Origin of the sequence: Vibrio pomeroyi (assembly GCF_024347595.1) — a bacterium.
GTDB lineage: Bacteria > Pseudomonadota > Gammaproteobacteria > Enterobacterales > Vibrionaceae > Vibrio > Vibrio pomeroyi.
Window position 1 is genome coordinate 3,152,199 of the sequence record NZ_AP025506.1, and the last position, 14,861, is coordinate 3,167,059.

General features: G+C 44.1%; 12 protein-coding genes. 4 read left to right on the plus strand and 8 right to left on the minus strand.

From position 1 onward, the window contains the following. Window positions 1–137: 137 nt before the first annotated feature. Both rpiA and serA read left to right on the plus strand, forming a co-directional pair. Window positions 138–794 carry a ribose-5-phosphate isomerase RpiA gene (rpiA, locus tag OCV12_RS13775; protein WP_017629565.1) on the plus strand — a complete coding sequence of 219 codons (657 nt, stop codon included), beginning with the start codon at window positions 138–140 and terminating at the stop codon, window positions 792–794. Window positions 795–1,055: 261 nt separating this feature from the next. Further along, the gene (gene serA / locus OCV12_RS13780) at window positions 1,056–2,285 is read left to right on the plus strand and encodes a phosphoglycerate dehydrogenase (protein ID WP_123301095.1); all 1,230 of its coding nucleotides are present in this window, start codon (window positions 1,056–1,058) and stop codon (window positions 2,283–2,285) included. A gap of 117 nt (window positions 2,286–2,402) precedes the next feature. Here the strand turns inward: serA and OCV12_RS13785 are convergent, their stop codons facing one another. Then, entirely contained in the window at window positions 2,403–3,116 is a 714-nt protein-coding gene (locus OCV12_RS13785; protein WP_261884890.1) for an oxidative stress defense protein, read from the minus strand. Window positions 3,117–3,226: 110 nt separating this feature from the next. Beyond that, window positions 3,227–4,123 (minus strand): LysR family transcriptional regulator ArgP, encoded by an 897-nt coding sequence (locus OCV12_RS13790; protein WP_261884891.1) that lies wholly within the window; start codon window positions 4,121–4,123, stop codon window positions 3,227–3,229. A 142-nt stretch (window positions 4,124–4,265) separates the two neighbouring features. Here OCV12_RS13790 and OCV12_RS13795 point away from each other — a divergent pair, with 142 nt between their 5' ends. Then, on the plus strand, window positions 4,266–4,895 hold the full coding sequence (locus tag OCV12_RS13795) for a LysE/ArgO family amino acid transporter (protein ID WP_261884892.1): 630 nt from the start codon (window positions 4,266–4,268) through the stop codon (window positions 4,893–4,895). A gap of 69 nt (window positions 4,896–4,964) precedes the next feature. Here the strand turns inward: OCV12_RS13795 and OCV12_RS13800 are convergent, their stop codons facing one another. The 6 genes from OCV12_RS13800 to tkt all read right to left on the minus strand — a co-directional run bounded on the left by OCV12_RS13800 (window position 4,965) and on the right by tkt (window position 13,022). Next, entirely contained in the window at window positions 4,965–5,486 is a 522-nt protein-coding gene (locus OCV12_RS13800; RefSeq protein ID WP_261884893.1) for a TetR/AcrR family transcriptional regulator, read from the minus strand. A gap of 470 nt (window positions 5,487–5,956) precedes the next feature. Then, window positions 5,957–6,823 carry a small-conductance mechanosensitive channel MscS gene (gene mscS / locus OCV12_RS13805; RefSeq protein ID WP_017629560.1) on the minus strand — a complete coding sequence of 289 codons (867 nt, stop codon included), beginning with the start codon at window positions 6,821–6,823 and terminating at the stop codon, window positions 5,957–5,959. 378 nt (window positions 6,824–7,201) lie between these two features. Further along, window positions 7,202–8,278 (minus strand): class II fructose-bisphosphate aldolase, encoded by a 1,077-nt coding sequence (gene fbaA, locus OCV12_RS13810; RefSeq protein WP_010435694.1) that lies wholly within the window; start codon window positions 8,276–8,278, stop codon window positions 7,202–7,204. Window positions 8,279–8,433: 155 nt separating this feature from the next. Continuing rightward, window positions 8,434–9,597, minus strand: a complete 1,164-nt coding sequence (locus OCV12_RS13815) for a phosphoglycerate kinase (protein WP_017068708.1) — start codon at window positions 9,595–9,597, stop codon at window positions 8,434–8,436. A 166-nt stretch (window positions 9,598–9,763) separates the two neighbouring features. Beyond that, a complete protein-coding gene (epd, locus tag OCV12_RS13820; protein ID WP_032545610.1) occupies window positions 9,764–10,813 on the minus strand; it encodes an erythrose-4-phosphate dehydrogenase in 1,050 nt (349 codons plus the stop codon). Window positions 10,814–11,027: 214 nt separating this feature from the next. Continuing rightward, window positions 11,028–13,022 (minus strand): transketolase, encoded by a 1,995-nt coding sequence (gene tkt / locus OCV12_RS13825; protein ID WP_048605833.1) that lies wholly within the window; start codon window positions 13,020–13,022, stop codon window positions 11,028–11,030. 358 nt (window positions 13,023–13,380) lie between these two features. On the opposite strand from tkt, the gene metK reads away from it, so the two are divergent. Beyond that, on the plus strand, window positions 13,381–14,535 hold the full coding sequence (gene metK, locus OCV12_RS13830) for a methionine adenosyltransferase (protein ID WP_017629557.1): 1,155 nt from the start codon (window positions 13,381–13,383) through the stop codon (window positions 14,533–14,535). Window positions 14,536–14,861 lie beyond the last annotated feature (326 nt).

Consider the following 14,861-nt stretch of genomic DNA (forward strand, 5'->3'; position numbering starts at 1 on the left):
ATAATCGCGCCGCAAACGTTAACCTCGATATAGAAACGTTAACTCAATATCTAAACGTTAACTCAATATCTAAACGTTAACTTCATCATTACGCAAACGATCAATTCAAAGCGCAAGACCTTATTCAGGAGAATGGCATGACTCAAGATGAAATGAAAAAAGCAGCTGGCTGGGCAGCACTTCAATATGTTGAAGAAGGCAGCATTGTAGGTGTAGGTACTGGCTCTACAGTAAATCACTTCATCGACGCACTAGGCACAATGAAAGACAAAATCAAAGGTGCGGTTTCAAGCTCTGTTGCTTCAACGCAACGACTAGAAGAGCTAGAGATCAAAGTGTATGAGTGTAACGATGTCGCTAAGCTAGACATCTATGTTGATGGCGCAGATGAAATCAACCCAACTCGCGACATGATCAAAGGCGGCGGTGCTGCTCTGACTCGTGAAAAAATCGTAGCGGCTATCTCTGATAAGTTTGTGTGTATTGTTGACGGCACTAAAGCAGTCGATGTGTTGGGTAAATTCCCACTGCCTGTTGAAGTGATTCCAATGGCGCGTTCATACGTTGCACGTGAGCTAGTAAAGCTTGGTGGTGACCCAGTTTACCGCGAAGGTTGCACAACCGATAACGGCAACATGATCCTAGACGTGTACGGCATGGCGATCGAAAACCCGAAACAACTAGAAGATATCATCAATGGTATCGCTGGTGTGGTAACGGTTGGTCTGTTCGCTCACCGTGGTGCTGATGTAGTTATCACTGGCACACCAGAAGGTGCAAAAATCGAAGAATAAATAATAGAAGATTGAGTTTTTCTGTTACTTCATTACATACGGTGCCCAAGGGCGCCGTTTTTTTTGCTTTATACCTGTAAAATTATGTCTTATTCCGTAATTTTCTTACCCAAAACATTTTTTTTTTGTTACTTTATTGTTCAGAAGACGCACAGGGAAAACGTTTGTCTCCTAACAAAGTGGTGAATTTGTTCCCCTTTCAGCCATTTTGTAGCACGTGCGCCGCATTTGCCCAACCTTTCCATTTTAAGGACGAGAACAATGGCCAAAGTTTCACTGGAAAAAGAAAAAATAAAAATTCTACTTCTAGAAGGTCTTCACCCTTCTTCTGTAGAAGTACTGCAAGCTGCTGGTTACACAAATATTGAGTACCACAAAGGCTCGCTACCGGAAGATGAACTTCTTGAAGCAGTTAAAGATGCTCACTTCATTGGTATCCGTTCTCGCACAAACATCTCCCAAGAAGTAATTGATGCGGCTGAAAAACTGGTTGCCGTTGGTTGTTTCTGTATTGGTACTAACCAAGTCAACCTTCAAGCAGCAGCAAAGCGCGGCATCCCTGTGTTCAACGCACCGTTCTCAAATACTCGAAGTGTTGCTGAGCTGGTTCTTGGTCAGGTTCTATTGCTACTTCGTGGCATTCCAGAAAAGAACGCTCTTGCGCACCGTGGTATTTGGAAAAAGAGTGCAGACAACTCTTACGAGGCTCGTGGTAAGCGTTTAGGTATTATTGGTTACGGTCACATTGGTACTCAGCTGGGTATTATTGCGGAAAACCTTGGTATGCGCGTTTACTTCTACGACATCGAAAACAAGCTGTCTTTGGGTAACGCAACGCAAGTTCACACCATGACTGAACTGTTGAACAAGTGTGATGTGATCTCTTTGCACGTCCCTGAAACCAACGAAACTAAGAACATGATGGGTAAAGAAGAGTTCGAGCGCATGAAGCCTGGTTCTATCTTTATCAACGCAGCGCGTGGCACAGTGGTAGACATTCCAGCTCTGTGTGGCGCTCTAGATTCTGGTCACCTTGCAGGTGCAGCGATCGACGTTTTTCCAACTGAACCAAAAACCAATGCAGACCCATTTGAGTCTCCATTAATGCAGTTCGACAACGTGATTCTTACGCCTCACGTAGGTGGTTCAACTCAGGAAGCGCAAGAGAATATCGGTGTTGAAGTGGCTGGCAAGCTAGCGAAATACTCAGATAACGGTTCTACGTTATCAAGTGTTAACTTCCCAGAGGTATCTCTACCGCTACACACGGGCACGTCTCGTTTGCTACACATTCACGAAAACCGCCCAGGTATCCTAACTCAGATCAACACCATCTTCGCTGAAGAAGGCATCAACATCGCGGGTCAGTATCTACAGACTGCGGCTGATATGGGTTATGTAGTTATCGATGTAGAAGCGGATCGTTCAGAAGAAGCACTGCTTAAACTGAAAGAGATCGAAGGCACAATCCGTGCTCGTCTACTTCACTAATCATCGAACTCGATATTAGTAAAAACAAAAAGGCTCTCATTATGAGAGCCTTTTTAGTATTTAGCCTATCGTAGGTAATTAGATCATCATGATCCAAAAGCCTCTATGCAGCTGTCATTACTCTTCGATCTGGTAGATCACATTAACGCGATCTCGAATGGTGATCGTTGAGTCTTCATAAGAGTTCGATTCAGTTCTCGCATCCATCGCCATTGAACGCATTAGCACAGGCTGAGAAGATTGTGCGTTGTAATCAACACGCCAAACATCACCTAGCTCACGCTCAAAACCACTCGCTAATGATTTCGCTTTCGATCGCGCATCCTTGATGGCTTCTAAACGCGCTTGCTCTTGATACTTAGCTTGATCACGAACTTGAAGCTGAATGTTGTCGATCTGATTAATGCCCTCTCCAATCGCAATATCCATGTACTCATTGAGATTAGCTAGCTCGTTCACTTGAACGGTCACATTACGTGAAGCGCGGTAGCCTACCAATTCTGGTTTGCCATCTTTTGGATAATGGTATTGAGGAGATAGATACAGGTTAGAACTGTGTACGCTCGCCTCTTCTACACCGGCTTGATGCAGTTTATTGAGGAAGCCAGTCACTACTTTATCTACGGTATTTTTAGCTTGTTCAGCAGTCATCGTCGATTCCACGACTCTAACAGAGAATGTCGCCATATCTGGTGTTGCGATCACTTCACCGTAACCCGTCGTTGAAATATGCGGGAAGGATGGAGAGTCAGCCAATGATGGAAAACTCACAGCACTCAACGCTGCAGTAAGAGTAATAGACGTTGCTAACATCTTTGGTGCAAACTTCATTAGGTAGACCTATGCTAAACAAATGTACTTTCATCATAGAGCAATTTGCCGTTTAGCCAATCCTGATGCCGAACTTCTAACAGAACTTTGACGCTGAAAAAACCAACAATTTACTGAGGTAAGTGGTTGTGAGCAAACCCTAATATCGCTTGAGATATCTCTTTGAGTACCCCACTTTCAAGCTGCCAGTGGTGCCAATAGATACGATAAGACAACAAAAAACCGGGCGTAATATCGATCAATACACCGGACTCTAGCTCATCGATGATCTGCAACCGAGGGATCAAGCAATAAGCAACACCTGACAACGCTAAACGCACAAATGCTTCCGAGCTGCCGACTGTGTGATTGATTACGCTGTCCCTTGGTACGTTAAAGTGATCGTGCAGAAACTTCTTATGCAGATCATCGTATTGGTCATAAGAAACCGCCGGTGCCTTACTTAATGTGGCGTAGTTTACGCCCTCAGAAAAATAGCGCTGATGGAAGTCAGGGCTCGCCACACACACATAATCCATCCTGCCAAGATAGTCAGCACTGCAACCGGGGATAGGTTGAGACTCTAAACTGATTGCGCCAGCAACCTCACCACTTTTTATCTTATCAATGGTTCTCGCCTCGCCATGAATCGCGAGGTTCAGTTCCACTTGGCGAGACTTCATCACATCCGATAATGCTGGTAACAGCCATGTCGCTAAGCTATCAGCATTGGTGGCAATAGATATTGATAAAGGTTGCACACTATCTTCATTCATCAACTCAGGCACCAGTTCATGCTCTAACAAACGAACCCGGCGATACAAACCCAATAACTTTTTACCAGCAGGAGTCGGCCTAGGCGGGTTTTCTCTCACCAAAGCAGGTTGAGCTAACCACTTTTCTAGCTGTTTGATGCGTTGAGACACCGCAGACTGGGAGATATATAACTGCTCCGCAGCCCTTTCAAAGCTGCGTTGTTTCACCACAGCATCCAGTGCTTCTATCCACTTATAATCCAATCCACGCATCAACTTGCTTCCTTTTTAAGCTAACTCAACACCACATTAGCAACTCTAATAATAGATTAAAATCATTAATTATACTTATTTACAGGGTCGGAGTATCTTCGCCATATAGCACGTAAATATCGTTAAATAAGTGGAGGTTAAAATGAGTTTTTGGGTTTTATTACAAGGTTTTGGTCTAGGGGCAAGCATGATTATCCCTATTGGCGCTCAGAATGCGTACGTCCTAAATCAAGGGATAAAGCGCAACCACCATTTAACCACAGCGACAATCTGTAGCCTGCTCGACACTCTGTTTATCTCATTGGGTATCTTTGGTGGCGGTGCGATTCTGTCGCAAAATGAATTGCTACTTACCTCAGTGACATTAGGCGGCATCGCTTTTCTAACCGTGTATGGTTTGTTATCACTGCGCAGTGCATTTAAAGCGCGCTCAAGCGAGGAGTCAAAAGGGGAGATACTGGCTCGTGGTAAGCGCACCGTTATTTTGGGTGCCTTGGCGGTGACAGTATTAAACCCACACCTCTATTTGGATACCGTGGTGATTCTTGGGTCGATTGGCGGACAGTTTGAAGGTAACGACAGAATTGCTTTTGCTATGGGAACCATCTTGGCTTCGTTCGTTTGGTTTTACTCTTTGTCACTGGGTGCAGCCAAGCTAGGACCAACGCTATCTAAACCGAATGTTAAGAAAGGCATTGATATCGCAGTAGCAACTATGATGTTCGCAATTGCTGCTGTGCTTACCAATGGACTGGTTGAGCAATACTGGTAAGCAATTAAAGAACAAAGACTGCCGACCAAGCCAGGGAAGACATCAGTAACTCATTAATATAATAATGAGTTACGCTAGAATGACTCGAATTTTACTGTTCAGCTGACTCAACGCAGCTTCAAGGCTTGGTTCCGGTTGGCTCAAGTGATTTATCAAGGTCATGAAATAGCTATCCATAATCAATGGCATTTTTTCAGAAATAGATGCATCGATATTAACCGTCTGAAAGAGTGCCTGATCAAAGGTGCGATAATAGTCTAAATCCCAAATGACCTCTTTGAGTAACGCTCGACTTAACTCAACATTATCAAAATAATAGCGATAGTAATGTTCAATCAGCGAGATACCGACATCCACAGCACGTCTATCTTGATCAGCAGCTAACACTTCCTGACCAAGCTTTTCCAACTGCAATAGCATTCCTTCTCGAAGAATCGTCAGCTTGGTTTCAAAATGACTAAACACCGTGCCATCTGCCACACCCGCGTGACGAGCGATCTGGCGAGTTGTGGTGTTGTCATAACCATTCTCCTCAAACAGCTCCCAAGCAGATGCTAAGATCTTCTGTTTCGTTATCTCTCTCTTACTCACGAAAATACACCCTTCTCAAATCAAGCTTGATCATACTCTTAGTGCTCTAATTTGACAAATTGAGCGCGCTCAATTATAAAAATGAGCACGCTCAATTTAATTTTGGAGATACGGAGATGATGAATATATTAAACCGACTGGGACAAGTGCTGATTTTTCTGCCCACGATCTTTTGCTTCTCTTACCTACTTCGACCACTACTGATGATGATTTTGATTCCTGGAGGTTTATGTTTATTGGCTATCTTGGGAGGACAAGAAGTCAGAAAACCCTTATATGCGATGCTGAAAACATCGTTATGGCCAACGTCAAGTAGAACGCAAAATAGGGATATACAAAGAAAAGAAGCTAAGCAGTAACAAGAGCTAACGAGTAAGAGGAATGATATTGAAGACAACAAAAAAGGCGGACAACCTAAGTTATCCGCCTTTCGTTATAAAAGCTTACCGCTGTAAAAGCCGATTAAAGAATTAAGCTTCTACTTTATTCATGTGCACATCCATTTGTGGGAATGGAATTTCGATACCTTCTTTATCCAAGCCTTCTTTGATTGCTTGCATCAGGTCGAAGTAAACATTCCAGTACTCTGCAGTGCTAACCCATGGGCGAACCACGAAGTTAACTGAAGAGTCAGCAAGTGTGTGAACACCCACTTGAACGCCTGGTTCTTTCAATACGCGCTCATCAGATTCACAGATCTTAGTCAGAAGTTCTTTGGTCTTTTGTAGATCAGCACCGTAAGAAACACCGATCATTAGGTCGATACGACGTGTGTCATGACGAGAGTAGTTCGTGATTGGGCTACCGATAACGCTGCCGTTTGGTACCACAACCATTTTGTTGTCAGGTGTTGTTAGAACAGTTTGGAAGATTTGAATCGAATCAACTGAACCCGCTACACCACCGATTTCCACGTAGTCACCAGACTTGAATGGACGGAATGCTACAATAAGTACACCAGCAGCAAAGTTAGATAGTGAGCCTTGTAGAGCCAGACCGATAGCTAAACCAGCCGCACCAATTACAGCAACGACAGATGCTGTTTGAACACCTAAGCGACCAAGGGCTGCAATTAGAACAATAACAAATAACAAGTAACGAACTAAGCCATGGATAAACTCGACAACCGCTCGGTCCATTTTCTTCTTCTGAAGAACCTTAGACACGCTATTCGCTACTGCTTTAACGATTAAGTTACCAATAAATAGAATAACGAGCGCAGAAATAATGTTTACACCGTATTGAATAAACAAATCTGAGTTATCCGTTAACCATTGTTCTGCATTTGAAAGACCATCCACAAGCGGGGTCTCAATCGTTGTAGAACTCTCAGCCATAATGTGCATCCTCTATGTAATATGCTATGAGCTAAACTGCCTTAAGCCAAACCTACCAAACAACAAAGCAAACAGTTTAATTTCTGTTAAGTCATTGTGTTAAAAGTAAATTAAAGCCAAGTCCTTTTTTATAAACTGAACCAAGTCCAGTTTTTCGGCACGATATCCTATCTTTGACAGATTGCAAAGTCATATTTATGTAAGCTTTTGAAATAATAAAACTTACTGATAAACACAAATACCGATAACTAAAAGACTACGAAATTTATTCACCGCACGCTAGGTTTTTCACATAATTAATACAAGTTTTTATCAGACATAAAAAAACCCGCTCAATGAGCGGGTTTTTAAAACTTAAAGAGTACTTAATTCAAAGAATTATAGTACGTCTACAGCGTTAAGGTCAGCAAATGCTTTCTCTAGACGAGCAACCATTGAAGCTTGACCAGCACGTAGCCATACGCGTGGATCGTAGTACTTCTTGTTTGGAGCAGCTTCGCCAGTTGGGTTGCCGATTTGACCTTGCAGGAAATCGAAGTTGTCAGCAGAGTACTGACGGATACCGTCCCAAGTTGCCCACTGTGTATCAGTATCGATGTTCATTTTGATAACACCGTAGCCGATAGACTCTTGGATTTCTGCTTCAGAAGAACCAGAACCACCGTGGAATACGAAGTTTAGAGCGTTAGGTGCGATACCGAACTTCTCTGCACAGTATGCTTGAGAATCACGTAGGATAGTTGGAGTAAGTACAACGTTACCAGCTTGGTAAACACCGTGTACGTTACCGAAAGAAGCAGCGATAGTGAAACGTGGGCTAACAGCCATTAGTTTCTCGTATGCGTATGCTACGTCTTCTGGAGAAGTGTAAAGCTCAGATGCGTCCATATCAGAGTTATCTACGCCGTCTTCTTCACCACCAGTACAACCAAGTTCGATCTCGATTGTCATGTTCATTTTAGCCATGCGCTCTAGGTACTTAGCACATGTTTCGATGTTCTCTTCTAGAGACTCTTCAGAAAGGTCTAGCATGTGAGAAGAGAATAGAGGCTTACCAGTTTGTGCGAAGAACTCTTCACCAGCGTCTAGTAGACCGTCGATCCATGGAAGAAGTTTCTTAGCAGCGTGGTCAGTATGTAGAATAACTGGAACACCGTAAGCTTCAGCTACAGCGTGTACGTATTTTGCACCAGCTACAGCGCCAAGAACTTGTGCGCCTTGACCTTCAAGTTTAACGCCTTTACCTGCGAAGAATGCAGCGCCACCGTTAGAGAACTGAACAACTACTGGAGCTTTAACTTTAGCAGCTGCTTCTAGTACTGCGTTTACAGAGTCAGTACCAACAACGTTTACAGCAGGAAGAGCAAATTTGTTTTCTTTTGCTACTTCAAATACTTTCTGTACGTCATCGCCAGAAATCACACCAGGTTTTACAAAATCGAAGATCTTAGACATGGAAATAGTCCTATTTATTCTATCGTTTTAAGATTAAAAAACTTAAGTTCAAAAACTTGCAATCGTTTGCTCACAACTTATGCCATTCTAGCAAAAAAGTGTGATATGCAGCAAACGTTAAAAGGCGAGATTCGCATCTCGCCTTTCTAAATCAATTATGCTTTAGCACGCTCTTCAAGCATTGCTACTGCAGGAAGTACTTTACCTTCAACGAACTCAAGGAAAGCGCCACCGCCAGTAGAGATGTAAGAAACGTCAGCTTTGATACCGAACTTGTCGATAGCTGCTAGCGTGTCACCACCACCTGCTACAGAGAAACCTGCAGACTCAGCGATTGCTTTAGAGATACCAGCTGTACCCGCTTCGAAGTTTTTGAATTCGAATACGCCTACAGGGCCGTTCCAAAGGATAGTTTTTGCGTTGCCGATGATTTCAGCTAGTGCTGCAGTTGAATCTGGGCCAAGGTCGAAGATCATGTCGTCGTCTTGAACTTCAGAAACGTGCTTGATTTCAGCTTCTGCGTTTTCGTCGAATGCTTTAGCACATGCAACGTCAGTCGCTACTGGGATAGCACACTCTTTCATTAGCTTCTGAGCAGTTTCAACTAGGTCAGCTTCGTATAGAGACTTACCTACATTGTGGCCTTCAGCAGCGATGAATGTGTTCGCGATACCACCACCAACAACAAGTTGGTCAGCGATTTTAGATAGAGACTCAAGAACTGTTAGCTTAGTCGATACTTTAGAACCACCAACGATAGCAACTAGCGGACGCTCTGGGTTGTCCATTGCTTTGCCAAGAGCTTCAAGCTCAGCAGCAAGAAGAGGACCAGCACATGCTACAGGAGCGTGAGTACCAACACCGTGAGTAGATGCTTGTGCACGGTGAGCTGTACCGAATGCGTCCATCACGAAGATGTCACATAGCGCAGCGTACTGCTTAGAAAGTGCTTCTTCGTTCTTCTTCTCACCTTCGTTGAAACGAACGTTTTCAAGAACAACTAGTTCACCAGCGTTTAGCTCTAGGCCGTTTAGGTAATCTTTAGCTAGTTTAACTTCGCAATCTAGTGCGTCGTTTAGGTAGTTAACTACAGGAGCTAGAGAGAACTCTTCGTTGTATTCGCCTTCAGTAGGACGACCAAGGTGAGAAGTAACCATTACTTTTGCACCAGCTTCTAGGCAAAGCTTGATAGTTGGTAGAGATGCTAGGATACGTGCATCTGAAGTTACTTTACCGTCTTTTACTGGTACGTTTAGGTCAGCACGGATAAATACGCGTTTACCTGCAAGTTCCAGGTCAGTCATCTTGATCACAGACATGATTTGTCCTCTCAAATTTAAATAAAAATAAAGTTTTGGAAACTCAGCAACCCTGCTAAGCCTATAAATTATTCAACTGGTAATTCTTTAACTACTATTAATATGTGGACACTTAGCATTTATTTCAAGCTAAAAAATAAATAATCCGCACATTTGCTTCTAGGTCTTACTTCTTGCCTTCAGAAGCTTGCATTGCGAGAACCGTATCCAGCATTCGGTTCGCAAAGCCCCATTCATTGTCACACCACACTAGCATTTTTACTAAGTGGCCGTTGCTCACTCGAGTTTGTGAACCATCGACGATTGCGCTATGGGGATCGTGATTAAAGTCGATGGAAACGAGCGGCGCTTCAGTATAGTCAACTATATTGTGTAATGTACACTGGGACGCATTAACAATGGTTTGATTTACGTCATTAACTTTCACATTTGTATTAATTGTGACACTTAAATCCATCGCTGTTACGTTTACCGTTGGTACACGCACAGATATCGCTTCGAACTTGTTAGAAAATTTCGGGAAGATTCTTTCAATACCTTTATGCAATTTGGTATCGACAGGAATGATGGATTGGCTCGCAGCTCGAGTACGACGAAGGTCGCTGTGGTACGCATCGATCACTTGCTGATCATTCATTGAAGAGTGAATCGTTGTGATGGTACCGGATTCGATGCCAAAGGCGTCATCAAGAACCTTAATGATAGGAACAATACAGTTGGTGGTACATGAACCGTTGGAAACGATTCGGTGGTCAGCTTCGATGGTATCGTGATTCACGCCATAGATAATGGTGTTATCAAGGTCGTTCGCACCAGGATGTGAAAACAGCACCTTTTTCGCCCCAGCAGCAATATGTGCTAGGCCGTCAGCTCGGCAACCGTAAACACCGGTACAATCGAGTACAATATCCACCTCAAGGTCACGCCAAGGCAACAACTCGATATCAGCAAGGTGCAAGATACGAATAGTGTCGAAGTCACCTTTATCTTCCGCACCAATGCCATGATGGACATAGATGTGCTCTTGGTCGTTGGAGATCTTCTTACCGAAGCGGCCGTGACTGGTGTCGTACTGCAATAGGTGAGCCATAGCGTCAGGCTGAGCAAGCTCATTGACAGCTACTACTTTGATTTGTTGGCTTTTGCCACTTTCATAAACAGCGCGTAATACATTACGCCCTATTCTTCCAAATCCGTTTATCGCGACTTTTAGCATAGTTCCGTACATCTAACCAAAATTTCGTGCAACAGATGATAACTGAATCCTACCCAAAAGGCATTACTTGAATAACTCAGCCTACTTAGGACAGATTGATCTGCTGCGTATAAAGATGAGTCTAGGAGAAAACAAATCCCAGATACAAAAAACCGAGCTCAGCGCTCGGTTTTTTCTTTCATTTAACTGTTAGCACAAGGCCATCAGTCAATGATTAAGCAAGAAGCTCTTTCGCTGTGTTTACTACGTTTTCAGTAGTGAAACCGAACATCTTGAATAGCTCGCCTGCTGGTGCAGATTCGCCGAACGTTGTCATACCGATGATCTTGCCACCGAAACCTACGTACTTGTACCAGAAGTCAGCGATACCAGCTTCTACTGCGATACGAGCAGTAACGTCAGATGGAAGTACAGACTCACGGTATTCAGCGTCTTGCTTGTCGAACGCGTCAGTTGCAGGCATAGATACTACGCGTACAGCTTTACCTTCAGCGGTTAGTTGTGCAGCAGCTTCAACTGCAAGCTCAACTTCAGAACCTGTTGCAATGATGATTAGCTCTGGCTTGCCTTCACAATCTTTCAGGATGTAACCACCCTTAGCGATGTTAGCGACTTGCTCAGCGTTACGATCTTGTTGTGCAAGGTTTTGACGAGAGAAGATTAGAGATGAAGGACCATCTTTACGCTCAATAGCCAGTTTCCAAGCGACTGCAGATTCAACTTGGTCACATGGACGCCATGTGCTCATGTTTGGAGTCAAACGTAGAGATGCGATCTGCTCAACCGGTTGGTGAGTAGGACCATCTTCACCAAGACCAATAGAGTCGTGCGTGTAAACTTGGATGTTCTGAACTTTCATCAGAGCAGCCATACGCATTGCGTTACGCGCGTATTCCATGAACATTAGGAAAGTAGCGCCGTATGGTACGAAACCACCGTGCAGAGCGATACCGTTCATGATAGCCGTCATACCGAATTCACGTACGCCGTAGTGGATGTAGTTACCAGAGAAGTCAGTTGCTTCAAGAGACTTAGAACCAGACCACATAGTTAGGTTAGAAGGCGCAAGGTCAGCAGAGCCGCCCATGAATTCTGGAAGCATTTGACCAAACGCTTCTAGTGCGTTTTGAGATGCTTTACGTGAAGCGATGTTTGCTGGGTTAGCTTGAAGATCAGCAATGATTGCATTTGCTTTTTCTTCCCACTCAGCTGGAAGTTCACCGTTAGTACGACGTTTGAATTCTGCTGCTAGCTCTGGGTAAGCCGCTGCGTATGCGTCAAATTTAGCATTCCACGCTGCTTCTTTCGCTGCGCCTGCTTCTTTCGCATTCCACTCAGCTGCGATATCAGCTGGGATTTCGAAAGGACCGTGCTCCCAACCAAGTGCAGCTTTAGTTGCTGTGATTTCATCAGCGCCTAGTGGAGCACCGTGACAGTCGTGCGTACCCGCTTTGTTTGGAGAACCAAAACCGATGATAGTTTTAGTACAGATAAGCGTTGGACGAGGATCCGCTTTAGCCGCTTCAATCGCAGCGTTAATAGCATCAGAATCGTGACCGTCTACCGCTGGGATTACGTGCCAGCCGTATGCTTCAAAACGCTTAGGTGTATCGTCCGAGAACCAACCTTCAACTTCACCATCGATAGAAATGCCGTTGTCATCCCAGAAAGCTACCAGTTTACCTAGACCTAGCGTACCTGCTAGAGAACATGCTTCGTGAGAGATACCCTCCATCAGACAGCCATCACCCATGAATGCATAAGTGTAGTGGTCTACGATGTCGTGGCCTTCTTTGTTGAACTGTGCAGCCAGTGCTTTCTCAGCCATTGCCATACCAACAGCGTTAGTGATGCCTTGACCTAGAGGACCAGTAGTTGTCTCGATACCAGGAGCGTAACCGTACTCTGGGTGACCTGGAGTCTTAGAGTGAAGTTGACGGAAGTTTTTAAGGTCTTCAATTGAAAGCTCGTAACCTGCAAGGTGAAGCAGAGAGTAAATCAGCATTGAACCGTGGCCGTTAGACAGGATAAAACGGTCGCGGTCAGCCCACTCTGGGTTTGCTGGGTTGTGGTTCAAGTGGCCACGCCAAAGAACTTCAGCGATGTCAGCCATGCCCATAGGTGCGCCTGGGTGGCCTGAATTTGCTTGTTGAACACCGTCCATGCTAAGTGCGCGGATTGCATTGGCTAGATCTTTACGAGAAGGCATGTCTGCTCCTGGATACATAAGCGATTTAAAAAAGAGATTGATGCTAAAGTTTTCATTTTTATTAGCGCGGGTATTCTCTCAAACGACTATAGCGACTGCAAACGTTTTACTGGCATTTTAACGGTCATTTTTCGCAATTTTCGATCATTTACATCACTTAGCAACGGCTTATCTCAAACGATACGCAAACGTTTAGTTATGACATATCATAAAAAAGAGCTTGTAATTCGACCGCTGGAATTTAGAATAGCCGTCTAGATGTAGAAACACCTACAAAATATACTGTATTTAATGGCGGCGCTTCCTAGCTTGCGACGCCATAAAACTATTTACACCAAAACCTAAAAGTGGAGCTCTCATGGCTAAGCACCTATTCACTTCTGAATCTGTTTCAGAAGGCCATCCAGATAAAATTGCAGACCAAATCTCTGATGCTGTTCTTGATGCCATCTTGGAACAAGATCCAAAAGCACGTGTTGCTTGTGAGACTTACGTAAAAACCGGCATGGTTATGGTTGGCGGTGAAGTAACAACGTCTGCATGGGTTGATATCGAAGAAATCACTCGTGAAACAGTACGTGAAATTGGTTACGTTCATTCTGATATGGGCTTTGACGCTGACTCTTGTGCTGTTCTAAACACAATTGGTAAGCAGTCTCCAGACATCAACCAAGGTGTTGATAAAGCAGACCCTAAAGAGCAAGGCGCTGGCGACCAAGGCATCATGTTTGGTTACGCAACTAACGAAACGCCAATCCTAATGCCAGCTCCAATTACTTACTCTCACCTTCTTGTTAAGAAGCAAGCTGAAGTACGTAAGAGCGGCAAACTTGACTTCCTTCGCCCAGATGCGAAATCTCAAGTAACATTCCAGTACGACCAAGGTAAGATCGTTGGTATCGATGCTGTTGTTCTTTCTACTCAACACTGTGATTCAGTAACAACTCCGGATCTACGTGAAGCAGTAATGGAAGAGATCATCAAGCCAGTACTTCCTTCTGAGTGGATCAACAAAGACACTAACTTCTTCATCAACCCAACAGGCCGTTTCGTAATCGGTGGACCAATGGGTGACTGTGGTCTAACAGGTCGTAAGATCATCGTTGATACCTACGGCGGCGCAGCTCGTCACGGTGGCGGTGCTTTCTCTGGTAAAGATCCATCAAAAGTTGACCGTTCTGCAGCTTACGCAGCACGTTACGTTGCGAAAAACATCGTTGCTGCTGGCATGGCTGACCGTTGTGAGATTCAACTGTCTTACGCTATCGGTGTTGCAGATCCAACATCTATCATGGTTGAAACGTTTGGTACTGAGAAAGTAGCTCACGAAATCATCATTGAAGCTGTTCGTCAAAACTTCGACCTACGTCCATACGGTCTTCAAGAAATGCTGAACCTTCTTCAGCCTATCTACAAGCAGACTGCAGCATACGGTCACTTCGGTCGTGAAGAGTTCCCTTGGGAAGCGACTGACAAAGCAGCAATCCTTGCAGACTTCGCTGGCCTAAAATAATTTAGCCACTGCGATTTGTTTCTTTAAAGCCCTTACTGCTTAGTAAGGGCTTTATTTTTATGTACTTACCAAACTTTTACTCGCAACACCCTTCTTTCACGCCCTTCTTTACCGTTAACCACTAAGTATAAAAAGCCGCCGATAATTTGTGTTTTCTAACACTACTGACAATAGTTAAGGTAACTCCTAGGCGATCAAGCTCACATTTAACTTAAATTAATTCAGTCTGATAACGCTCGTTAAATGCACGCTAGAACAAAAACTGGGATGACAAAGAGCAATTTAGCTCAACACCATAACTCTCACAAAAGCCACACCGATGAGCC